Annotated in this window: 21 protein-coding genes; all 21 read right to left on the bottom strand. The window is 46.8% G+C overall.

Going from position 1 to position 24,560, the window contains the following annotated elements:
- Position 1: 1 nt before the first annotated feature.
- Positions 2-3,526 carry a DNA polymerase III subunit alpha gene (gene dnaE / locus ICL80_RS10470; RefSeq protein WP_228073424.1) on the bottom strand — a complete coding sequence of 1,175 codons (3,525 nt, stop codon included), beginning with the start codon at positions 3,524-3,526 and terminating at the stop codon, positions 2-4.
- Between the two features lie 89 nt (positions 3,527-3,615).
- On the bottom strand, positions 3,616-4,290 hold the full coding sequence (locus ICL80_RS10465) for an ABC transporter ATP-binding protein (RefSeq protein WP_194212020.1): 675 nt from the start codon (positions 4,288-4,290) through the stop codon (positions 3,616-3,618).
- 11 nt (positions 4,291-4,301) lie between these two features.
- Positions 4,302-5,552, bottom strand: a complete 1,251-nt coding sequence (locus ICL80_RS10460) for a lipoprotein-releasing ABC transporter permease subunit (protein WP_194212018.1) — start codon at positions 5,550-5,552, stop codon at positions 4,302-4,304.
- 12 nt (positions 5,553-5,564) lie between these two features.
- Positions 5,565-6,878, bottom strand: a complete 1,314-nt coding sequence (gene proS / locus ICL80_RS10455) for a proline--tRNA ligase (protein WP_194212016.1) — start codon at positions 6,876-6,878, stop codon at positions 5,565-5,567.
- 414 nt (positions 6,879-7,292) lie between these two features.
- On the bottom strand, positions 7,293-7,547 hold the full coding sequence (locus ICL80_RS10450; protein ID WP_194212014.1) for a DUF1467 family protein: 255 nt from the start codon (positions 7,545-7,547) through the stop codon (positions 7,293-7,295).
- 4 nt (positions 7,548-7,551) lie between these two features.
- Positions 7,552-7,956 carry a methylmalonyl-CoA epimerase gene (gene mce, locus ICL80_RS10445; RefSeq protein ID WP_194212012.1) on the bottom strand — a complete coding sequence of 135 codons (405 nt, stop codon included), beginning with the start codon at positions 7,954-7,956 and terminating at the stop codon, positions 7,552-7,554.
- Positions 7,957-7,970: 14 nt separating this feature from the next.
- Positions 7,971-9,638, bottom strand: a complete 1,668-nt coding sequence (locus ICL80_RS10440; protein ID WP_228073423.1) for a ribonuclease J — start codon at positions 9,636-9,638, stop codon at positions 7,971-7,973.
- A gap of 18 nt (positions 9,639-9,656) precedes the next feature.
- Positions 9,657-10,430 carry a type III pantothenate kinase gene (locus ICL80_RS10435; protein WP_194212008.1) on the bottom strand — a complete coding sequence of 258 codons (774 nt, stop codon included), beginning with the start codon at positions 10,428-10,430 and terminating at the stop codon, positions 9,657-9,659.
- A 27-nt stretch (positions 10,431-10,457) separates the two neighbouring features.
- The gene (locus tag ICL80_RS10430) at positions 10,458-11,201 is read right to left on the bottom strand and encodes a biotin--[acetyl-CoA-carboxylase] ligase (RefSeq protein WP_194212006.1); all 744 of its coding nucleotides are present in this window, start codon (positions 11,199-11,201) and stop codon (positions 10,458-10,460) included.
- Between the two features lie 35 nt (positions 11,202-11,236).
- Positions 11,237-12,691, bottom strand: coding sequence for an NADH-quinone oxidoreductase subunit NuoN (nuoN, locus tag ICL80_RS10425; RefSeq protein WP_194212004.1), 1,455 nt, complete (start codon positions 12,689-12,691; stop codon positions 11,237-11,239).
- A gap of 14 nt (positions 12,692-12,705) precedes the next feature.
- Positions 12,706-14,235 (bottom strand): NADH-quinone oxidoreductase subunit M, encoded by a 1,530-nt coding sequence (locus ICL80_RS10420; protein WP_194212001.1) that lies wholly within the window; start codon positions 14,233-14,235, stop codon positions 12,706-12,708.
- Positions 14,236-14,253: 18 nt separating this feature from the next.
- On the bottom strand, positions 14,254-16,191 hold the full coding sequence (gene nuoL / locus ICL80_RS10415) for an NADH-quinone oxidoreductase subunit L (RefSeq protein ID WP_194211999.1): 1,938 nt from the start codon (positions 16,189-16,191) through the stop codon (positions 14,254-14,256).
- A 5-nt stretch (positions 16,192-16,196) separates the two neighbouring features.
- The gene (nuoK, locus tag ICL80_RS10410; RefSeq protein WP_194211997.1) at positions 16,197-16,505 is read right to left on the bottom strand and encodes an NADH-quinone oxidoreductase subunit NuoK; all 309 of its coding nucleotides are present in this window, start codon (positions 16,503-16,505) and stop codon (positions 16,197-16,199) included.
- 10 nt (positions 16,506-16,515) lie between these two features.
- Positions 16,516-17,154, bottom strand: coding sequence for an NADH-quinone oxidoreductase subunit J (locus tag ICL80_RS10405; RefSeq protein ID WP_194211995.1), 639 nt, complete (start codon positions 17,152-17,154; stop codon positions 16,516-16,518).
- A gap of 15 nt (positions 17,155-17,169) precedes the next feature.
- A complete protein-coding gene (gene nuoI / locus ICL80_RS10400; protein ID WP_194215833.1) occupies positions 17,170-17,658 on the bottom strand; it encodes an NADH-quinone oxidoreductase subunit NuoI in 489 nt (162 codons plus the stop codon).
- A gap of 12 nt (positions 17,659-17,670) precedes the next feature.
- Positions 17,671-18,693 (bottom strand): NADH-quinone oxidoreductase subunit NuoH, encoded by a 1,023-nt coding sequence (gene nuoH, locus ICL80_RS10395; RefSeq protein WP_194215832.1) that lies wholly within the window; start codon positions 18,691-18,693, stop codon positions 17,671-17,673.
- Positions 18,694-18,730: 37 nt separating this feature from the next.
- Entirely contained in the window at positions 18,731-20,794 is a 2,064-nt protein-coding gene (gene nuoG / locus ICL80_RS10390) for an NADH-quinone oxidoreductase subunit NuoG (RefSeq protein ID WP_194211993.1), read from the bottom strand.
- Positions 20,795-20,818: 24 nt separating this feature from the next.
- Positions 20,819-22,099 carry an NADH-quinone oxidoreductase subunit NuoF gene (gene nuoF, locus ICL80_RS10385; protein WP_194211991.1) on the bottom strand — a complete coding sequence of 427 codons (1,281 nt, stop codon included), beginning with the start codon at positions 22,097-22,099 and terminating at the stop codon, positions 20,819-20,821.
- Positions 22,099-22,698, bottom strand: coding sequence for an NADH-quinone oxidoreductase subunit NuoE (nuoE, locus tag ICL80_RS10380; RefSeq protein ID WP_194211989.1), 600 nt, complete (start codon positions 22,696-22,698; stop codon positions 22,099-22,101). Before nuoE ends, nuoF begins: the two co-directional genes overlap by 1 nt.
- Positions 22,695-23,873: an NADH-quinone oxidoreductase subunit D gene (locus ICL80_RS10375; RefSeq protein WP_194211988.1), complete on the bottom strand. Its 1,179-nt coding sequence runs from the start codon at positions 23,871-23,873 to the stop codon at positions 22,695-22,697. Before ICL80_RS10375 ends, nuoE begins: the two co-directional genes overlap by 4 nt.
- Positions 23,873-24,496: an NADH-quinone oxidoreductase subunit C gene (locus ICL80_RS10370; protein WP_194211987.1), complete on the bottom strand. Its 624-nt coding sequence runs from the start codon at positions 24,494-24,496 to the stop codon at positions 23,873-23,875. Before ICL80_RS10370 ends, ICL80_RS10375 begins: the two co-directional genes overlap by 1 nt.
- Between the last annotated feature and the right edge of the window lie 64 nt (positions 24,497-24,560).

The raw sequence follows: 24,560 nt of genomic DNA, 5'->3' as shown, positions 1-24,560 counted from the left end.
CTTAAATTTCCTCGACCGAGAGTACACCCATCTCCGCAGCAATTGCCTGCCTCAGTTCTGGCGTTACCTTATAGCGCCCTGTCATACGAAACTCGACAAACCTTGCTCCCTCTGAAACGGGAAGTCGCACAGTTACTTTGCCTTTACCACCAGTGCGCCTGCTTAGCGCAGACTGTATCGACGGAAACGCATTCTCAGATTCCACCTCAATGAACAACCCCTTGGAAGACTGTGCAGCAACCTGTTCAAGTGATTCCATCCCTCGACAGCTCAAGCCAATCGTATCATCTTCATCGCGCTTGCGAATTTGTACAGAAACCACAAGGGGAGCGCCCTCTTCCACCAGAGTTCTCATATGTTCAAGATCATCATCAAAAACCATGACTTCAAAGGCATCCGTACGGTCAGACAAGGTCAGGCGCCCAAACCGTTTACCGCGCTTTGTGGTTCCCTCCCGCGTACCAAGAATAGCCCCCGCCATTCTTATAACCTGATTTACAAGCCCGCTATCTGCATAAACTTCCCGCGCTGGTACAATACGCTCGCGTTCAAGTACTGTTTCATAGCTATCAAGCGGATGAGCTGAAATATAAAAACCCACAGCTTTGCGTTCTTCGTCCAGCATTTCAGTGTCGGTCCATTGCTTGACGAGGGGGAGCGAAGGCCGGTCAACCGTTGTCGCCATATCTCCACCAAAAAAGCTTACCTGATCACTTTCGCGTTCTTTTGCCTGCATCTGCGCAACCCGCATAATAATTTCTGCGGCGGCATATACCTGCGCTCGGTCTTTCACTAAGCAGTCGAAGGCACCAGCCGCAGCCAAACGCTCTATTTGGCGCTTATTAAGATGGCGCGGCTCTACGCGCTCGGCAAAATCAAATAAATCCTTAAAAGGGCCATTCTTTTCACGTTCCGCAATGATAGATTCCATTGCCTTTTCACCAACACCTTTAATAGCCCCAAGCGCATACCGCACACCCCTGTTCTGGCGCGGATCATCAGGATTTTCACAATATTCCTCTGCAGTTCTCTCGACGGTAAAGGGCACAAATGACTTGTTAATATCTGGTAATAATAAAGGCACATCCATACGCTGCAGTTCCATTTTAAATGCTGCAAGCTTATCAGTATTCCCCATATCAAGCGTCATGATTGCCGCCATAAACTCAACTGGGTAATTCGCTTTCATATAGGCAGTATGGTATGCAACCAGTGCATAGGCAGCCGCGTGCGACTTATTAAAGCCGTAGGATGCAAACTTGGTTACAAGGTCAAATATATAGCTGGCTTTTTCGCTATTTATACCCCGTTCAACAGCACCATCACAAAAACGGCCACGCTGCTTGTCCATTTCTTCCTTGATCTTTTTACCCATCGCACGCCTAAGGATATCGGCTTCACCAAGGCTATAGCCAGACATAACCTGCGCAATCTGCATCACCTGTTCCTGGTAGATGATAACACCGTATGTTTCTTCCAAAATCTCTTTCAGAATTGGGTGGGGATATTCCACCACTTCGCGGGCGTGCTTACGGTTTACATAGGTCGGAATATTATCCATTGGGCCGGGACGATAGAGCGCCACAATCGCAATAATGTCTTCAAATTTATCAGGTTTCAGACCCTTTAGAACCGAGCGCATGCCCGTACTCTCAAGCTGAAAAACACCAGCAGATTCACCAGCTTGTAAAAGTTTATAACTTAACTGATCATCAAGAGGAAGCGCCGCCAGATCAATAGTAATATCACGCTCTTTTACATATTCTACAGCCCGGTCAAGCACAGTCAGAGTTTTAAGTCCCAAAAAGTCAAACTTAACAAGGCCCGCCTGCTCTACCCATTTCATGTTAAACTGGGTTACGGGCATCTCTGATTTAGGATCACGGTAAAGCGGCACCAGTTCATCCAGTGGCCTATCGCCAATTACAACCCCCGCCGCATGCGTTGAGGAATGCGCGTAAAAGCCCTCAAGCTTCAAAGCACGCTTCATAACACTAGCCGTTAGTTCATCCGTATCAATCTCGCGCTGCAACCTTGGCTCACTGTCAATTGCCTCTCTGAGCGTCATGGCATTACCCGGGTCATTCGGGATCATTTTTGACAAACGGTCAGTGGCGCCGTGGTGCTGCTGCAAAACACGCCCGCAAGCTTTTACCACGGCGCGCGCCTGCAATTTACCAAAGGTAATAATCTGGGCTACATGGTCATACCCATATTTATCCTGCACATATCGGATTACTTTTTCACGCTTATCTTGGCAAAAGTCGATATCAAAATCAGGCATAGAAACCCGTTCAGGGTTCAAAAAACGTTCAAAAAGCAGGGAAAAGCGCAGCGGATCAAGATCTGTAATTTTGAGCGCCCAAGCAACAACAGAGCCAGCACCCGAGCCACGACCCGGCCCTACCGGGATATTATGATCTTTCGCCCACTGGATAAAGTCAGCAACGATCAGAAAATAACCGGGAAAGCCCATTTGGTTAATAATACCAAGTTCATAATCAAGCCGGTCCCAATATTCCTTTTCCCATTCTTCTTCTCTGCCGGCTTTTCGGCTATTTTCTTTCGCGATAAAATCTAGCCGCTCTCTCAGGCCCAGCGCAGATTCGTCCTTAAGCATATCCGCTTCAGATACATCAAGGCCGCTCGTGAAATTAGGCAGCAGTGGGCCAATACTATCAACCTTCGTGCAGCATCTTTTTGAAATATTAATTGTATTTTCAATTGCTTCAGGAAGGTCCTTAAACCTATCTATCATTTCTTCCGCTGTTTTAAAACGATAGTCAGAATTAAGCCGCCTTCGCTCTTGCACCGCAACATAGGTGCTATCTGCCATACACATAAGGGCATCATGAGGTTCATACATGTCAGGCCCAACAAAATACGGCTGGTTTGTCGCGACAATAGGGAGAGAATGCTTATATGCAAGATCGAGAAAAGCTTCTTCTGTTGCCTGTTCTTGCGGTTCGTCGTGGCGCTGTATTTCAACATACAGCCTATCCCCAAAATAGTCTTTCAGGTCCAAAAGGCACTTTTCCGCTCCCTCCATGTTGCCATCCAGAATTAGCTGGCCAATAGGACCACGTGCGCCGCCAGTAAGGCAAATCAAGCCTTCTGAATACTGTGCAAGATCTTCAAAGGGGTACTTAACGCCAACTTGAACATCACTTTCAAGGTGTGCTTTTGACACAATCTTCATGAGATTGCGGTAACCCTTATCTGTCTGGGCAAGTAGAACAATAGCCTCAGGCCATTCAACCTTTTTGATTTTATCGCGTTTGCCCCGGTATGGGTTGTTCACAAAAAGCGTAACACCAACAATAGGCTGAATACCCGATGAAGCAGCCACGCTTGAAAACTCAAGAGCAGCAAACATGTTATTGTTATCCGTCATAGCAACGGCTGGCATTTTAAAACCAACACACTGCTTAACCAGATCCTTAACGTGTATAGCGCCTTCTGAAAGGGAATAAGCTGTGTGCACCCGTAAATGAACAAAATTTGCGTAGCCCATAAACTGTGTCACCAGCCTTTCTGGAGAAATAAATCGGAAGGTATATTATGTGTTAAGAGTAGCGCGAGCAGCTTTGATACTCAAGCATCAGAATCACAAAGTTAAGCTGTTACAAGCTTGCCGTCACGCAGAACATATTGGCGCTCAAGCTTGGCAGCAAGCGCACGGTCATGCGTTGCAATAATGGCAGAAAGCTTGTTTTCTTTCATAGTATTCAGAAAAAGATCAAACACTTTTGCGGCCGTTTCTTCATCCAGGTTTCCAGTTGGCTCATCGGCAAGCAACACCGATGGTTTGCCAACTACCGCGCGCGCAATAGCTACACGCTGCTGTTCACCACCAGAGAGCTTTGAGGGAACATGGTCCATTCGTTCTGCAAGGCCTAACTGATCAAGTGTTTCTGCGGCCCGCGTTCTCGCTTCTTTATCAGTAACACCTGCGATCTTTAAAGCGATCGATACATTTTCTAAAGCCGTGAAATCGGGCAATAAATGATGAAACTGGTAAACAAAACCTAATGCTTCACGGCGCACTTTGCTGCGCGCATCATCTTTCAGACCTGACATAGGTTTACCTGAAATTTTAATCTCGCCGTCAAAACCGCTATCCAAAAGTCCTGCGACCTGTAGAAGAGTAGACTTTCCTGAGCCAGATGAACCAATGAGCGCAACTAGTTCACCCGGTTCAACAGAAAGGCTAATGCCCTTCAAGATATCAAGGGTTTTAGAGCCTTGTTGAAAAGAGCGTTTAATATCAATTAGTTCCAATACTGGCATATCAACGCTTTCTATTCATGACGCAGTACAGCAACAGGGTCTAGCCTGCTGGCACGGATAGCAGGAATGACCGTTGCCAAAAAAGACATAACCACAGCCACAACAACAGTAAGCATCACCTCCACCCAGTCGACATCCGCTCTAATCTCAGAGATCCAGCGTGTTTCTGGGTCCCAAACGTTCAACCCAAAAGCCCACTCAATAAACACTTTTATTTCAACAATATAGGTAATGAACAAGCTGGAAAGAACACCTCCGGCGATAATACCTGTAAGACCAACACTTAAACCCACAATCAGGAAAACCCTTCTAATCGATCTTCGTGTAGCCCCCATTGTGCGCAGAATAGCAATATCCCCTGACTTATCTTTAACAAGCATAACTAGGCTGGAAGAAATGTTAAACACAGCCACAAGCACTATAAGGGACAGGATCATAAACATCGCCACACGCTCAGTTTGCAAAGCACCTATCAACGCAGGGTTATAGGACCGCCAGCCCTGAATAATCGCTTTTCCGTCTACAACATCTGTTAGTATCGGCAATACAGCATCAATATTTTCAGGGTCATCAAGAAAAATCTCTATATTGGAAATAGTATTTTCATCATAACGGAAGAAGGTTTGGGCTTGATCAAGCGGCATTCCAACAAAAGTTTCGTCAAACTGATAAAGCCCTAGTTCCACCACAGCCTGTACAGGAAAGGCAAGGTACCGAAGAGTGGAACCAAACGGCGTTGAAACACTATTTGGGCTAATGATTGTGACAGTATCCCCCACCCTTACACCAAGCTTCCGTGCCAGCATGTATCCCAAAACAATGCCACCTTCACCCCGCAGTATGTTAAGGGAACCATCAATAACTTTAGCATCCCCCATACTGGCTTCGGTTAAATGCTCATCTGGCAAACCACGCACAATAGCGCCGTAAGACCTGCCATTCTGAGTTACCATAACCTGTGCTTCAATATAGGGCCGCACCCGCTTAACATGTGGAAGAGAAGCAACCTTTTCAGCAAGCGGCTGGTAATTATCTATTTTCGCACTGTACCCATAAATAACAGCGTGCCCTTGGTGGCCAAGAATGCTTTCCATCAAGCCAGCCCTAAAGCCATTCATAACCGACATAACAGAGATCAGAGCTGCAACACCTAACATGATCGCAACAACAGAAAGGATAGTGTTCAGCGATATAAAGCCATCACTGGGAGGGCGTAGCAAATAACGCCGCGCAACAGTCCATTCAAAGCCCTGACCTGACAAATAAGCCCCCTATTACACTTTCAGCTTTGCAAGCGCATCTAGTGGGTTAAGTTCCACTTTTTCGCCTGTTGCCCGGTTTTTCAGCTCAACAACACCGTTTTGAAGGCCACGTGGTCCAACCGCAATTTGCCACGGCAATCCAATAAGGTCCATGTTGGCAAACTTTGCACCAGCCCCAGCACTGGTATCATCATACAGAACCTCAATGCCAGCTGCTTGCAGGTCATTATACAGTGTATCGCAAAAGCTTGTGCATTCTTCACTTTTTGTACCAAGATTAAGCAAGCCCACACGAAACGGCGCCACAGATTCTGGCCAAATAATGCCATTATCATCATGGCTCGCTTCAATAATTGCACCCACAAGCCGCGATACCCCAATACCATATGACCCCATTTGCACAGTAACCGTATCACCGTCAGGGCCTTGCACCGTTGCATTCATCGGGGCAGAATATTTTTCACCAAAGAAAAAGATATGCCCCACTTCAATACCGCGTCCTTTAATAAGCTTTTCACTTGATACAGGGCACGTTGCAGGGTCATATTTCTCTTCTGTCGCCGCATACGGTGTAGTCCAGCTATCAACAATAGCCTGCAAACCAGCACTGTCTGTATCCAGTGCTTCTGGTGCGCTCATTGTTGTAAAGCTTTCTTCAAAATACACTTCACTTTCGCCGGTATCCGCAATAACCAAAAACTCATGCGACAAATCACCGCCAATTGGTCCTGTATCGGCCTGCATCGGAATTGCCTTAAGGCCAAGGCGCGCGAATGTGCGCAAATAGGCTACAAACATGGCATTATAGGAATTTACGCCGTCTTCTGCTGTCAGGTCAAAACTGTAAGCATCTTTCATAAGAAATTCACGTCCGCGCATAACACCAAAGCGTGGCCTGATTTCATCCCGGAACTTCCACTGGATATGATAAAGGTTTTTCGGGAGATCGCGGTATGACCTTACTTCGCGCCGGAAAATATCTGTGATCATCTCCTCATTTGTCGGGCCATATAACATTGCCCTGCCATGCCGGTCTTCAATACGCAGCATTTCCTTGCCATAATCATCATAGCGGCCGCTTTCCATCCACAACTCAGCTGACTGGATTGTCGGCATCAGCACTTCAAGTGCCCCCGCACGGTCCTGTTCTTCGCGCACAATCTGCTCGATCTTTTTCAGCACACGCTGACCAAGAGGCAACCATGAATATATACCGGCCGCACCCTGGCGGATCATCCCTGCACGGAGCATAAGGCGGTGTGATGCAATCTGTGCCTCAGCAGGTGTTTCCTTCAAGGTAGGCAAAAAATAGCGACTTAAACGCATGGTAACTTCTCTTCCAGTAACAGCAATGATACAAAGCTTTCGCTTGCCATGTTTTGCAAGGCTGGCGCTTTATTAGCAATCTCTTTATGGTTTTCCTGTGTGTTTTTTTGAAAAAAAAACCGAAAAACATAGAGCATTCGCTACCCCAACCTCCATTATGTTGCATAGACGCAACAAATCACATTTTCGTGCACATGTAGGTAACATATCTGCACATTAGGCTAATGACATTTGCATTCATTGTAGCATACGGTTTTTCAGCGCAGAGCGAAAGCTGCAAGAGTGGCCCACGCTTAGGGAGGAACAGCACACAAAAAAATTCAGGCCCAAAAAAGAGGCCGACATAAATACAAAAAGCAGAGCCACCGTGCTCTGCTTTTTTTATTCGTCATTGTGTAAAAAGGGTATTCAAGTTTAGTCGATATGCTGTCTAAAGTTTACAAGGCCTGAATCCTGAAAGAAATAATAACCAACTGTAATGAAGGCAGCAATCACCGTTGTATAGAGCATCTTCTTCTTCAGGTTCGGATTTGTCGGCGCACCCGGCTCTGTACCATTAGTAACGCCCTCTTCACTTTCATGCTGCGACCGAACACCAACAGGCAGTGCCGCAAAAAACACCAGCCACCAGGAAACTACATATACTAATATAACTGTTGCAATATTCATGAGATCAAACCTGTTCTATTTCAACGAGTGTTCCACTGAAGTCTTTTGGGTGTAGAAATAAAACCGGTTTACCGTGCGCACCGGTTTTAGGCTCACCATTACCAAGTACACGTGCGCCTTCTGCTATCAATTTATCCCGCGCAACCAGAATATCATCCACCTCGTAACAAACATGGTGCATTCCACCACTTGGGTTATTCTCCAAAAACTTGGCAATAGGCGAGTTTTCCCCAAAAGGCAAAAGCAACTCAATCTTGGTATTAGGCAGATTCACAAATACTGTCGTCACACCGTGGTCTGGTAAATCAAGAGGGGAAGAGACATCAGCCCCCAGTACATCCCTATACTGTTTTACCGCAGCATCCAAATCTGGTACAACAATAGCAACATGGTTTAATCTACCAATCATTTTCTATCCTACTCTTAAATCGCCATATCTTCATAACGTGTAATAAGGGTTGCAACCCCGGGGTTTTTACCAATTTCTTTACGGCAAAACCGACGAGCCGCAATACGTACGACTTCTTCTACATTTGTATCATCTTGCCTGTCTCTTGCCCGCATTCTATCGATGCCAGTTTCCACCTCAGCCAGCAACCCGTCATAAAAAACATCATCATGACCCTGCGGCAAACCTAATATAGCAATAGCAGGCTCTGCTGCCAGCGCATCTTTCCGGTCAAACACCAAGCTAACAGTAATAAAGCCATTACTGGCTGCACGCCTGCGTTCCGTAATGGCCATATCATCAATATCTATTACCCTATTACCATCAAGCACTAGCCTACCAACAGGCACTTCATCTATCTTCAAAAGGCCTGATGTTGATATGTCTATAATATCACCATTTCTCGGTACTATTGTGTGTTTAATACCTTTTTCTTTTGCAAACTTTGCTTGGCGCATTAAATGCCGACCCTCACCGTGCACCGGAATAACAGCCATTGGCTTGGTCCATTCATACATCTGCGCTAGTTCAGGCTGCCCTGGGTGGCCAGAAACATGAATAAATTCATCTTTTTCTGTAATAATATTTATTTTCTTTTCCGCAAGCTGGTTAAACAGCTGTCCAAGCGATAAATCATTCCCCGGAATAATTTTCGATGAAAAAATCACATTATCACCAGCAGCAAGACGCACATTTCGGTGATCATCTTTTGCTATTCGCGCCAAGGCAGCTCTTGGTTCACCCTGACACCCAGTGCATGCAATTAAAACCTTATCAGCTGGCAGGTCGTCGATATATTCTTCGCCCACAAGATTAGGCATATCTTGCAGATACCCTGTAGCACGGCCTGCTTTTAATACACGCTGCATTGAGCGCCCCATAAGCGCCAGCGAGCGCCCTGTTGCCTTGGCAACCGCACCAATGGTATCCATCCGCGCCACATTAGAAGCAAAAGTCGTTATAACAACCCTGCCCTTCAGGCCAGAGACAAGCTCAATAAGGTTATCTCTGACCGTTGCTTCAGAGCCAGATTCACTTGTATTAAAAACATTAGTCGAATCGCAAATAAGGGCCAGCACACCATCAGTTCCTAAATCGGTCAACAAGTCTGATGGGCAAACAGGGCCTATAAGAGGGGTTTTATCAAGCTTCCAGTCGCCAGTATGAAATAGCGTCCCGACCTCGGTTTTAATTACCAAGCCATGGCCTTCAGCAATAGAATGCGCCAAAGGCACATACCGCACACTAAATGGCCCTACCTCTATATCAATATGAGGTTCAACAATTGTCAGGGGCACTTCATCTTCAATACCCGCTTCTTTTAGCTTATCAATAATAAGCTCTGCGGTAAAAGCTGTTGCGTAAAGTGGGCATTTAAATCGTTTCCAAAGATGAGGAATAGCGCCAATATGGTCTTCATGACCATGTGTCAGCATCATGCCTGCAAGCCTATTGCCTTCGCTCTCAATAAAACCGGGGTCAGGAAATACCAGATCAACACCTGGGCTATAACTGTCGGCAAACATCATACCGCAGTCAACCATCAGCCAGTAACCCTTGTGACCGTATAGATTAAGGTTCATGCCTATTTCACCGCAACCGCCTAGTGGCAGGAACAGCAAACGGTTGTCATTTTTTTTCATATAGGCCATGAGAAGCCGTTACTTGTTCTTTTCATAAATAATTCGAAGACCTTCAAGAGTTAATTCACTCGACACCACATCAATAGCGTCGGTTCTATCAGAAAAAATAGAGGCAAGGCCCCCTGTAGCAATTACCTTTAAATTGGGAGAGTGCTCTTTTTTCAAGCGTGTTATCAGCCCTTCAATCATCCCAATATAGCCCCAAAAAACACCAAACTGCATGGCTTCCAGTGTAGACTTCCCTGTTACACGATCGTCCGTTGGCGCGGCAACGGCGATGCGCGGCAATTTTGCCGCTGCCTGATGCAGAGCCGAAAGTGACAGGTTAATTCCCGGGCAAATCAGTCCGCCAAGATAAGCGCCGTCAGTACCAACCACATCAAAATTTGTTGCAGTACCAAAATCAACAACTACAAGAGGCCCACCGTATTTAGCGTTTGCGGCTACCGCATTCACAAGGCGGTCAGCACCCACTTCAAGAGGGTTATTGATCCTGATATCAATACCTAGATTAACCGTTTTACTACCGACAATTAACGGATCACACTTAAAATATTTTTTGCACAGTTCAACAAGTGGTCGGTCAACTTGTGGCACCACGCTTGCAATAATAGCCCCTGTTACATTTTCAGGCTTTCTTCCATGCAGCGTCATCAAATGACTTATCCAAACCATATATTCTTCAACAGTTCGCTGATCAACAGTCGACAGCCGCCAGTGCTCCTTAATTTTATCTCCATCAATCAAAGCAAAAACTGTATTTGTGTTACCTGCATCAATCGTCAGCAACATAGGAATATCCTTCTGCCTGTAACCGGGTTATTTGAATCCCGGAAAAATGTCCGCTGCATATATAGTGCGTTCCACACCATTCACCAACTTTACTTTAAGGCCACCATCCTCGGCTAAGTGGAGAAGCGTTGCACTGAAAGTCTCGTCAATAGACCGCACCTGCACCGGTTTGCCAATTCCCCAAGCGTGGTCTGTCCATTCTTGCTGTATTGGCTTAAAGTCACTTACACGCCACTTATCAAGGCGTTTTTTAACATTCGCAGCAAGCACTGTTAACGCTTCACGCGGATCAACTTTTTTGCCTATATGGGCAAAAAAGTTTGTTGCCGGGAACTGCGCCGTGTCAGGGCTATGCAACAAATTCATGCCAATACCAACGATAATATGCCCGACAGTATTACCAACTACACCGCTTGTTTCGATCAAAACACCTGCGGCTTTTTTACCATTGATTAATATATCGTTCGGCCACTTACACTGAATATCGCCGTCCAGCCCACCTAGGGTTACAAATGTTTCCCTGATAGCAAGAGAAATAATGAATGGTAACCCTGCAAGGTCAGAAAGCTTTAAGTCAGGAGCAAACAAAAGGCTGGTATATAAATTACCACTTCCTGAAACCCAGTTTCTACCACTTCTGCCTCGCCCCTTGCTTTGTTCACCCGCCACAATCCACATAGGCTGCGCAGACTTTATGCTAGCTAAACGTGCAGCTTCTTCGTTTGTGCTATCACAAACGGGAATAAATCGGGCCCCAACACCTTCCGGCATTGAGGCCCCCCAATCCTGATAAGAGACACTATCCACTAGAAAATAAGCGAACGTGCTGCCCAGCCTGCTGCAGCAACCAGTGGCATAATCAGCAGGAAATAACTTACTGGTGAATTGATAAGCGCCGCAACACCAATAACTACAGATATTGATTTACCGTGACCGCCATCAAAACCTTGTGCAGGCTCGTCAAAGAACATGATCTTAACGATCCGCAAGTAATAATAAGCACTCACGACACTAGATAGCAGACCGATAAGCGCAAGTGGCCATAGACCAGCCTGAACGGCAGCAAGGAAAACAAACCACTTACCCCAAAAACCAGCAAGTAACGGAATACCGGCAAGCGAGAACATGAAGATTGCAATAGCCAGTGCCATAGGCAAATTATTACGCGACAAACCTGCAAGATCTGTAATCTTCTCAACCATGCTTTCATTACGGCGCATAGTAAGAACAGCCGCAAATGTACCAAGTGTCATTGTCAGGTAGATCGCAATGTAAATTAAAAGTGCTTCAATGCCTTCTTGAGTACCGGCCGCCAAGCCCACAAGAGCATAACCGATATGACCAATGGACGAGTAAGCCAGCAGGCGTTTAATATTTGTTTGTACGATCGCTATAAACGCCCCAACCAGCATTGATGCGATGGAAATGAAGATAATAACCTGCTGCCATTCAACAACAAGTCCAGGAAATGCTGTTACCATTACCCGAACAAACAATGCTAGTGCGGCCACCTTTGGTGCTGCTGCAAAAAATGCTGTAACTGGTGTCGGCGAGCCTTCGTAAACATCTGGGGTCCACATATGGAAAGGCACAGCAGAAACCTTGAATGCCAGACCTGCCATTAGGAATACCATGCCAATAATAACACCTACATGGGCATCAGTACCTGTCCGTAGGCTATCTGCAAGGTAGGTAAAGTCTGTTGTACCCGCAAAACCATAAATCAAGGAAATGCCATACAGCAGCATACCCGAACTAAGCGCGCCCAGTACAAAATACTTGAGACCAGCTTCTGTTGAGCGAATACGGTCACGGTTCATGGCAGCCAGAACATAAAGCGATAGGCTCTGCAGCTCAAGGCCCACGTATAGGCTCATCAGGTTGCCGGCAGAAATCATAACAAGCATGCCAAGGGTTGCGAGCAGTACCAGCACCGGATATTCAAACCGGGCAATATTGTTATCTTTCATGTATGTGCCAGAAATCAGCAGCACAACCGCCGCCCCTGTAAACACCAGTGTTTTGGTGAAAACAGCAAAGGCATCGGTAACAAACATGCCACCAAATGTTTCCTGACGGTCACCGCCTACATAACTGATCATCACAAAAGCCGCGAGGATCAATACTACAACAGACAGATTTGTAATCTGGTTATAGCTTTTATCGCCTTGAAAAACACCTAGCATCAATAACGCCAAGGCACCAATTGCCAATATCAGTTCAGGCAATATAGGAAGAAGGCTCGGAAGTTCGCCGTTCATTGGTCTATGGCTCCTTATTCAACTGCGTCAGCCATGCCGCTTTCGGCATGGTCTGCAGCAGGTGAAGAAAAGTGTGTTTCAATCAGGCTGGATACAGAAGTGTGAATTGGCTCAAGGAAGCTGTTGGGGTAAATACCCATCCACAGCACAACTGCAACCAGTGGTGCAAATATCAGCTTTTCCCGTAAGCTTAGGTCAGGCATCGCTTTCACATCATCTTTATCAAGCTCACCGTATATAAGGCGGCGTACCAGATAGAGCATGTAAGCAGCACCAAGTATCACACCACTCGCCGCACCAAATGCAATCCAGCTATTATAGGTGTATGCACCGTTCAGCACGAGAAATTCGCCGATAAAACCGCTAGTGCCGGGCAGGCCAACAGAGGCCATAGAAAACAGCACAAACAGTACAGCATATATTTTCATGTTAGTTGCCAAGCCACCGTACCGGGAAATTTCCCGTGTGTGCAAGCGGTCATAAATAACACCAACACAAAGGAACAGTGCGCCAGACACAATACCATGACTAAGCATTGTGAAAATCGCACCTTCAACACCATTGGTGTTTACAAGGAAAATACCGATTGTCACAAAACCCATGTGAGCAACAGATGAATAAGCAATCAGCTTTTTAATATCTTCCTGCACAAGAGCAACCAGTGATGTATAAATAATTGCAACGACAGAAAGCGCAAAAACAAGCCATGCAAAGTGCACTGTTGCCTCTGGAAACATAGGCAAGCTGAAGCGCAGGAAGCCATAGCCTCCCATTTTCAACAGAACACCTGCCAGAATAACCGAGCCACCTGTTGGCGCTTGCACGTGCGCATCCGGCAACCATGTATGCACAGGCCACATCGGCATTTTCACAGCAAAGGAAGCAAAGAAAGCAAGCCATAACCAGTTTTGAACATTGGGATCAAAATGCTGGGTCATTAGTGCAGGAATATCAGTCGTGCCCGTTTCAATGTACATATAAAGTACAGCAACCAGCATTAAAACCGAGCCCAAGAGCGTGTATAGAAAGAATTTAAAGCTGGCATAAACCCGGTTAACACCACCCCAAATACCAATAAGCAGGTACATGGGAATAAGGCCGCCCTCAAAGAACACATAAAACAAGAAGATATCAAGGGCTGTAAACACGCCGATCATCAGTGTTTCAAGCACCAAAAACGCGATCATATATTCTGCGACCCGGTTCTCGATAGATTCCCAGCTAGACAGAATAACGATTGGCATCAAAAAGGCTGTCAGCACCACAAACAGAACCGAAATTCCGTCAACACCAACATAGTATTTTATGTCTTCACCAACCCAGTTGTACTGTTCAACAAACTGAAAGTCTGCCGTTGATCCATCAAACCCAGCCCACAATACCAGCGACATAATAAAGGTAACAATCGTAGCAAACAGAGCCACAGAGCGGATATTCCGCTTTTCAATTTCCTTATCTTGATGATGAATGAGCAAAATAATGCCCGCGCCGATAAGCGGCATGATCATCATGAAGGAAAGCAGGTGATTTTCTAGAAAAAACATATCTTGTGTCCCCTGCCCTTAGTGGCTGCCGCCGGTGTTGACCATAAACCAGGTCACAACAGCCGCCAAGCCAACTATCATGGCAAATGCGTAATGGTATACATAACCGGTCTGAAGTTTTCTTACCTTTGTGGCAATAACAGCAACCGCATGCGAAACACCGTTTGGCCCAAAGCCATCAATGGTTTGCTCATCACCCCGTTTCCAGAGTTGACGGCCCAACCAAAAGGCAGGACGCACAAAGATAAGGTTATACAGTTCGTCAAAGTACCACTTATTGAGAAGAAACTTGTAAAGACCGTCCCACGTTTCAGCTGTACGTTCAGCAATATCGCTTTTTCTGAGATAGAAGAAAGTCGCGAGTACAAAGCCAAGAACCATAGCGACAAACGGTGCAAACTTAACAGCTGCTGGCACATGGTGTGCTTCATCCATCACATCACCTGCTGCTACAACAAGAGCATTGTTCCAAAACTCTACCTTATCGTGACCAATGAACTCGCCTGCAAAAACACCCCCCGCGAACACAGCACCAACTGCCAGCAAAAACAGCGGAATACGCATAACCCAAGGGCCTTCATGAGCATGATCAAATGTATGATGGTCCGCCCGCGTTTTACCAAAGAAGGTCATATAAATCAGGCGCCAGCTATAAAAACTTGTCATTAGTGCCGCTGTCACACCCATCACAAAAGCAAACTCTGAGCCTGCACTGTGAGAAGCATAAGCAGCTTCAATAATCATGTCTTTCGAGAAATAGCCAGACAGGAACGGAAATCCTGTGATGGCCAGTGTGCCCACCAGCATAACCCCGAATGTGAAAGGTATCTTTTTGTAAAGACCGCCCATATTACGCATATCTTGCTCGTGGTGCATTGCGTGGATCACGGAACCCGCACCAAGGAACAGAAGCGCCTTAAAGAAAGCATGCGTAAACAGGTGGAAAATGGCGCCGCCGTAAGCTCCAACACCAAGTGCAAAGAACATATAGCCAAGCTGTGAACAGGTTGAGTAAGCAATTACCCGCTTAATATCGTTTTGTACGAGGCCTACACTCGCTGCAAAGAAAGCAGTCATGGCGCCAACAACAGTTACAACAGCAAGTGCATCAGGTGAATACTGGAATACCGGGCTAAACCGCGCCACAAGGAACACACCAGCCGTCACCATTGTTGCTGCGTGAATAAGAGCAGAAACAGGTGTTGGGCCTTCCATTGCGTCAGGTAGCCATGTGTGAAGGCCAAGCTGAGCAGATTTACCCATGGCACCAACAAACAGCAGCAAACAGATAACTGTCAAGGCGTGATAGTCATGCCCTAAGAAGTTAAGGGTCGCGTCCTGATAGTTCCCTGCATTTGCAAAAATCGTTTCAAACTCAACCGAGCCAAACAGCACAAACACCGCATAAATACCAAGAGCAAAGCCAAAATCACCAACACGGTTCACAACAAACGCTTTGATAGCCGCCGCATTAGCACTTGGTTTTTTATACCAGAAACCGATCAACAGATATGAAGCAAGGCCCACACCTTCCCAACCAAAGAACATCTGCACAAGGTTATCACTTGTTACCAGCATAAGCATGGCAAAGGTAAACAAGGACAGGTAAGCAAAAAAGCGTGGTTTATTAGGGTCTTCGCTCATATAGCCCATAGAATACCAGTGCACGAGTGCAGATACACTATTCACAACCACCAGCATAACAGCTGTAAGCGTGTCTATTTTCAAAGCCCAGTTAAAGGAAAGCGTTCCAGATGTAACCCAGTCAAGAATGTGGATATCATAGGTATTATGCACCATGGTGACATCCGCAAACACAACCCACGAGAAAACAGCCGCCACAGTTACAAGTGACGCTGTTATAATCTGGCTAAGCTTGTCACCTAGTTTACTACCCAGAATTCCGACGATCAAAAAGCCGATAAGCGGCAGGAAAACGATTGCCTTAGGTATCACTGTCCCTACCCTTTCATCTGGTTAATATCTTCAACGGCAATAGAACCTCTGCCGCGGAAGTAAATTACAAGGATGGCAAGACCAATCGCGGCTTCAGCAGCCGCGACAGTCAAGACGAACATGGCAAACACCTGCCCTACAAGATCATGCAGGAAGGTAGAAAACGCCACCAGATTGATATTGACAGCGAGTAGCATAAGCTCAACCGACATAAGAATAATTATGACGTTTTTCCTGTTAAGGAAAATCCCGAAAATCCCGAAGACAAACAGGATTGCCGCAACCGTCAGATAATGTCCTAACCCAATAACCATGGACTTGGCCCTATCCTTTCTTTGTTGGCATGGAAACACCTTTGCCAACTTCAACATCAACCAGTTCAAAAGCATCTTCCGGACGACGCGCAACCTGCGCTGCAATATTCTGACGTTTAACACCAGTACGCGTACGGTGTGTCAGAACGATTGCCCCAATCATTGCCACAAGCAAAATAAGGCCAGATGTCTGGAATATGAAAATATAATCAGTGTAAATTACACGGCCCAAAGCCACTGTGTTCTGAATCTCTGATCCCGCAACCGTTGGCGATGCAATATTTGCAGCTACATCAGGGCCAAACTGCCATGCAACACCAAGTGTCACAAGTTCAGCAAGAAGAATAAGGCCAATAAGGCCGCCAAGCGGTAAATACTGTAAAAAGCCCTGCCGAAGTTCGACAAAGTTAATGTCGAGCATCATCACAACAAACAGAAACAGAACCGCAACCGCACCCACATAGACAATAACAAGCAACATGGCGAGGAATTCAGCGCCGAGCAAAACAAAAAGCCCTGCTGCACTGAAGAAAGCAAGAATAAGCCACAGCACACTATGCACAGGGTTACGCGCAGAAATAACAAGCGCGCCAGATGCTACCGTCACAAAGGCAAAAATATAAAAAGCTACAACTGAAAGGCTAATCATTTTATTTACCCTTCCCTAGCGGTACGGCGCATCGGCAGCGATATTTTGCGCAATTTCGCGCTCCCATCGTTCGCCGTTCGCCAGTAGTTTATTTTTGTCATACATCAGCTCGGCCCGTGTCTCGGTTGCAAACTCAAAGTTAGGCCCCTCAACAATTGCATCAACAGGGCACGCTTCCTGACAAAACCCACAGTAAATACATTTTACCATGTCAATGTCATAGCGTGTTGTGCGGCGCGAACCGTCAGCGCGAGGCTCTGCCTCAATTGTAATAGCCTGTGCTGGGCATATCGCCTCGCACAGTTTACAGGCGATGCAGCGTTCCTCACCGTTCGGATAGCGGCGCAGGGCATGCTCTCCCCTAAACCGAGGGCTAAGCGGGCCTTTTTCATAAGGGTAATTAATAGTTACTTTAGGCCGAAAGAAGTATTTCAAAGACAGCCAGAAAGCAGCCAGAAACTCCTTTAAAAGAAGACTTTTAGCAGCTTGTACAAGTGCAGACATCATCAAGCCTTTCTAACCGTGTGTGGGCAACAGACCAGCATAAACCATGATGCCAGCGTATAAGACCACAAAGAATAAAGATAAAGGAAGGAAGACTTTCCAACCAAGGCGCATAAGCTGATCATAGCGGTAGCGCGGTACAAAAGCCTTTACCATGGCAAACATCCAAAAGCCGATAGCTGTTTTAATAAACAGCCAAATAGGACCAGGAATGAAATCAAGTGCAGGGATTGGCGCATACCAGCCACCAAAGAACAGCACTGCCATCACGGTCGACATCAGCAAAATGTTTGCATATTCACCAAGGAAAAACAGCGCAAATGCCATTGAGCTGTATTCCACCTGATACCCAGCCACAAGTTCGGCTTCTGCTTCTGGCAGGTCAAACGGGGGCCGGTTCGTCTCGGCAAGTGCCGAGATAAAAAAGATAACAAAGATGGGCAAAAACGGCCAAACATACCAGTTAAGGATACTACCCGCCTGTGCTTTCACCACATCTGTAAGGTTCAAGGAACCCGCGGCCATAAGAACACAGACCAACACAAAGCCAATCGAAACCTCGTAAGATACCATTTGAGCTGCAGACCGAAGACCACCAAGAAAAGCATACCGGCTGTTAGATGCCCAACCCGACATAATAATGCCGTACACCCCAAGCGATGAAATGGCGAGAATGTAGAGAATCCCCACATTGATATTGGCCAGAGCCATGTTTTCATCAAAAGGAATAACCGCCCATGCCAATAAAGCAAGGGTGAAGGTTATCATGGGTGCCAACAAAAAGATTACTGTGTTGGCACTGGATGGAATAATGGTTTCTTTAAGAAACAGCTTAATGCCATCTGCAAATGATTGTAGCAAACCAAATGGGCCAACCACATTCGGGCCACGGCGCATTTGCACAGCCGCCCAAATTTTACGATCAAAATAAACGGCAAAGGCAACGGCAATTGTAAGCGGTAAAACAACCACTAAAATCATTGCAACGATAGTAAAAAAATAAAACAGCGGCGACTGCTCAATTCCAAAGAACATCCCAATCCATGTTGTTGGGAACCAGCTAAAAAATGCCTCAACCATTGATCGCCCCCCCAACTTTCACGGTTTCATCTGCAACACTATCTCGCGCCGTAATACAAGCAGTCATCACACTACTTGCCCTCGCGATCGGGTTTGTTTGGTAAAAATTCTCAATAGCGGGTGCAATACCACCTGTTTCGATCGTGCCATCACTACCAAAATCACCCCAAGCCTCATTAGGCAGCGTATCAAGGGTTTTAACAGCAGGAACGGCAGCTTCAAGCGCAGACCTGAGTTCAAAGAAAGTGTTATAAGGTAAGGTTTCACCTACAACATCAGACAAAGCCCTTAATATTGTCCAGTCTTCACGTGCATCACCCGGCGCATGTGAGGCTTTTTCAGCCTGTTGCACCCGGCCTTCAGTATTGATGTAAGTGCCCGGTTTTTCAGTATAGGTAACGCTCGGCAAAATAACGTCAGCATTTTTCACGCCCTCATCACCGTGCGTACCAATATATACTGTGAAGGGTTTTGCCAGCGCACTGCTATCAAACTCATCAGCACCAAGAAGGAAAACAGCTTTCACCTTACCTGCTTCGGCATCATCCAGAATTTTATCAATACCGCCGTCTGCAACCAAACCAAGATCCAAGCCTCCAACACGGCTTGCTGCTGTGTGTAGTACATTAAAGCCGTTCCAGCCTTCTTTCACACAGTAACGATCAGCAATATCATGAGCAGCTTTCAGAATTGCTGCACCATCAGCACGAGCAAGCGCTGCTTGCCCCACCAGTATCATGGGTTTTTTCGCAGCTTTCATTGCCTTGGCAATATCATGGCGCCCTGACTTAACAGATTTCAGGATTGCTGCATCATCGCCGAATTCATCAACCTTATATGTCAGATCTTCTGCACTACCAATATTCGCAACTTTAAGGCCTTTTTTCAAAACTGTTTTTCGAATACGCGCATTAACAAGCGGCGCTTCAATCCGTGGATTTGTGCCAATCAGCAGCAAATAGTCTGCTTCTTCAATGCCCGCAATACCTGTGTTCATCAGGTAGGCCGCCCGCACCGATGTATCAAGCGCAGCACCGTCCTGGCGGCATTCAATACGCTTTGAGCCAAGGGAGGTTAGCAATCCTTTAAAAGCAAACATAGCTTCCATGTCGGCCATATCACCAACAAGGCCTGCAATCTCAGAACCTTTTAGGACCTTCATCTTTTTCTTGATCAGCGCAAAGGCATCGCCCCATGTGGCTTCTTCAAGTTTTTTATTCTTACGAATATAAGGCCGATCAAGACGACGCTTTTTAATGCCATCGTAAGCAAAGCGCGTTTTGTCAGAAATCCATTCTTCATTCACATCATCATGAATGCGCGGCAGAACGCGCATGACGGATCCATCTCGCGTATCGACTGTAATGTTGGAACCAACCGCATCCATCACATCAATCGAGGCTGTCTCACGAAGTTCCCAGCTACGCGCTGTAAACGCATACGGCTTTGATGTCAGCGCACCAACTGGGCAAAGATCAATAACGTTACCGGAAAGCTCACTATCCAGCAAATCATCAAGATACGTCACAACCTCAGTGTGTTCACCGCGCCCAAGTGCGCCCATGTCTGAAACGCCAGCAACCTCTTCACTGAAACGCACACAGCGCATACAGTGAATACAGCGGGTCATGGTTGTCGCAATTAGCGGGCCCATGTGCTTATCTTCAACAGCGCGTTTGTTTTCATCAAACCGACTAGAGTCTGTACCAAAAGCCATGGACTGGTCTTGCAGTTCACATTCGCCGCCCTGATCACAAATGGGGCAATCAAGCGGGTGGTTAATCAGCAAGAACTCCATCACCCCTTCGCGGGCTTTTTTCACGCGCTCAGTTGTGGTGTGGATAACCATGCCCTGCCCGGCAGGCATGGCACAGCTTGCAATAGGTTTGGGCGACTTTTCCATATCTACCAAACACATGCGGCAGTTACCCGCAATAGAAAGGCGCTCATGATAGCAAAAACGTGGCACAGTAACGCCAATTTGCTCGCAGGCCTGCAAAACGCTGGTACCCGGATCAACCGTTACTTCAATTCCATCAATCGTTAGCGTGGGCATTAATTTCTCCTGACCTCGCGTACGTTATTCAGCAGCTACGGCGTGATAGCTATCAATCCGGGCCTCTACTTCGTGCCTGAAATGACGCATCAAACCCTGAATTGGCCATGCAGCCGCATCACCAAGGGCGCAAATCGTGTGCCCCTCAATCTGTTTTGTAACCTGCAAAAGTGTATCTATCTCTGATTTTTCGGCTTTACCAATCACCAGACGTTCCATAACCCGCCACATCCAGCCGGTGCCTTCGCGGCACGGCGTACACTGGCCGCAACTTTCATGCTTGTAAAACTCTGAAAGACGCGCAATCGCCTTTACAATGTCGGTCGATTTATCCATCACGATAACAGCCGCCGTACCAAGGCCTGATTGCTGCTCGCGCAAGCTATCAAAGTCCATCAATACAGTATCGCAAATGCTTTTTGGCAGAACGGGAACAGATGAACCACCCGGAATAACCGCAAGTAGATTATCCCAACCGCCGCGCACACCACCAGCATGCTTTTCAATCAGCTCTTTCAGGGAAATACCCATTTCTTCTTCCACGTTACACGGATTGTTCACATGGCCAGAAATAGAGAAAACCTTGGTGCCGGTATTGTTTGGCCTGCCAAGGCCTGAAAACCAGCCCGCGCCGCGACGAAGAATGGTCGGCGCAACGGCAATTGATTCAACATTATTAACAGTAGTAGGGCAGCCCCAAACACCAACATTTGCTGGGAATGGCGGTTTCAAGCGTGGTTGGCCTTTTTTGCCTTCCAAACTTTCAATCAGTGCCGTTTCTTCACCGCAAATATAGGCACCTGCTCCGCGGTGAACAAATATATCGAAAGCATAGCCTGAACCGCAGGCGTTATCGCCCAGAAAACCTTTGGCACGTGCTTCATCAATTGCTTTATTCAGAACCTCGGCTTCGCGGTAAAATTCCCCGCGAATATAAATGTAGGCCGCTTTCGCGCGCATAGCAAAACCCGCAATAAGGCAGCCTTCCAGCAGCTTGTGTGGGTCATGGCGCATCAAATCCCGGTCTTTACAGGTGCCTGGTTCGCCCTCATCCGCATTAACAACAAGGTAAGATGGCCGACCATCTGATTCTTTTGGCATAAAAGACCATTTAAGGCCGGTTGGGAAGCCCGCACCGCCGCGCCCACGCAGGCCAGATTCTTTCATTTCACTGATGATCCAGTCTTGCCCTTTAGCAAGCAGCTCTTTTGTGCCATCCCAATCACCGCGCTTAAGCGCAGCTTCCAGATAGGGGCTTTCAAAACCATACAGGTTTGTAAAGATGCGATCCTTATCAGCAAGCATTATGCATCCTTCCCTTTTCCTGAAGCTTTTTTCAGTGTAGTTGGGCCACCAAATGGCGCACTATTCTGACGGTCAATTTGTGGACCCGGCTTTGCATCCTCACCCTTAGACAGCTTTTCAAGCAGTGCCACCATTGTTTCTGGTGTCAGATCTTCATAATAATCATCATTAATAGAAACAACCGGCGCATTAACACAAGCCCCGGCACACTCAACCTCACCCAGCGTAAAGACGCCGTCAGCAGTGGTTTGCCCCATATTAATGCCCAAATGCTTTTTACAGGCTGCCATTACATCATCAGCGCCCCTAAGCCAGCACGGCGTCGTACCACATACCTGCACATGGTATTTACCCACAGGCTTATGGTTATACATGGTATAAAATGTTGCCACTTCTTCCACGCGGATTGGAGCCATACCGAGGTAACCTGCGATATATTCCATAATTTCGCGTGTCACATGACCACCGTTCTGACGCTGGGCAATATCCAGAAGCGGCATTACAGCGCTTTGCTGTTTGCCTTCTGGGTATTTGGCAACATGCATTTCAGCAAGTGCTTCGTTCTCTGGTGTCCATTCAAATTTGGCTGCTACAGTCATCGATCTACCTCGCCAAACACTATATCCATTGCACCAAGTACTGCAGGCGCATCAGCGAGCATGTGCCCTTTACATAAAAAATCCATTGATTGCATGTGTACAAATCCGGGTGCCCGAATTTTACAGCGGTACGGACGATTACTGCCATCTGACACCAGATAAACACCAAACTCACCTTTAGGGGCCTCAACGGCTGCGTAAACTTCACCCTCTGGCACATGGAAACCTTCGGTATACAGTTTAAAGTGGTGAATAAGGGCTTCCATAGAGCGCTTCATGTCTGCGCGCTTCGGTGGTGCAATCTTTTTATCAAGTGACATGATCGGCCCGGATGGTATCTGCTCAATACACTGCTTGATCAGCTTTACAGACTCGCGCATTTCCGCAAGCCTCAACATAAACCGGTCATAGCAATCGCCTGCATTACCAATCGCAACCTTAAAATCTAGCTTGTCATACACTTCGTATGGCTGTGATTTCCGAAGGTCCCAGGCAAGGCCGGTGCTTCTCAGCATTGGCCCTGTCCAGCCCCATGCCAGTGCATCTTCAGCAGTTGCTGTTCCGATATCAACATTACGCTGTTTGAAAATACGGTTATCAATCAGCAATGTTTCCATATCTTCCTGCACTTGCGGGAAGGTTTCCGTCCATTTCATAATATCATCAAGCATGCCTGCAGGCAAATCTTGGTGAACACCACCCGGGCGGAAATAAGCTGCGTGTAACCGCGCGCCACAAACCCGCTCGTAAAATTCCATAAGTTTTTCGCGCTCTTCAAACATCCATAAAATCGGCGTAAGAGCCCCTACATCCATCGCATGCGTTGTAAGGTTCAAAATATGATTAAGTACACGACCAATTTCACTGAACAGCACTCGGATATACTGGGCACGCTCTGGCACCTCAGCACCAAGAAGTTTTTCAACCGCCAGAACAAAAGCATGTTCCTGATTCATCGGTGCTACATAATCAAGCCGGTCAAAATATGGCATCGCTTGCAGATACTGCTTTTGCTCGATCAGTTTTTCCGTACCACGGTGCAACAAGCCAATATGCGGATCAACCCGCTCGATCACTTCGCCGTCCAGCTCCATAACCATACGCAGAACACCGTGCGCCGCAGGGTGCTGCGGGCCAAAGTTCAGGCAATAGTTCTTGATATCTACTTCAGCCATTATTTGCCCTCCTTAGCGGCAGCATCTGCCTTTTCATCGCCAGGCAAAATATATTTGGCTGTTTCCCAAGGGCTTAAAAAATCAAAGTTGCGGTTTTCTTGTGGTAATTTAAGCGGCTCATAAACCACGCGCTTCTCTTCTTCAGAGTAACGCACCTCAACATAACCAGAAACAGGGAAATCTTTCCTAAGCGGGTGCCCCTGAAAGCCATAATCTGTCAACATACGGCGAAGATCTGGGTGACCTGAGAAGAAAATTCCATACATGTCCCATGCTTCACGCTCAAACCAGCCCGCGCTTGGGAACACATCAATAACACTTGGAACGGGTGTATCTTCATCAGTTTCCACTTTCACGCGGATACGCTGATTAAATTCAAGACTTAAAAGGTGATATACAACATCAAAGCGCTTTACGCGCTCTGGATAGTCAGCACCACACACATCAATGAGCTGCTTGAAAAAACAATCCGGGTCATCGCGCAGGAAGGTTAAAACCTTCTGGATATGCTCGGCTCTTGCAGTCAGCGTCAGCTCGCCAAAAGCCACATTACTGGAAGTCACCTCATTTTCGAGGCGCTCTGCAATAGAATTTCCCAAATCTTTTAAGGCTGTTTCTGTCATGCGCTTTCGCGCTCCTTTATTCAGGGCAGAATCTTGCTGCCATACTTCAGTCAGGCAACCCCGC

It is taken from the genome of Kordiimonas pumila, from assembly GCF_015240255.1.
GTDB lineage: Bacteria > Pseudomonadota > Alphaproteobacteria > Sphingomonadales > Kordiimonadaceae > Kordiimonas > Kordiimonas pumila.
The sequence above is the reverse complement of the archived record's forward strand: the minus strand, read 5'-3'. Positions and strand labels throughout refer to the sequence as shown.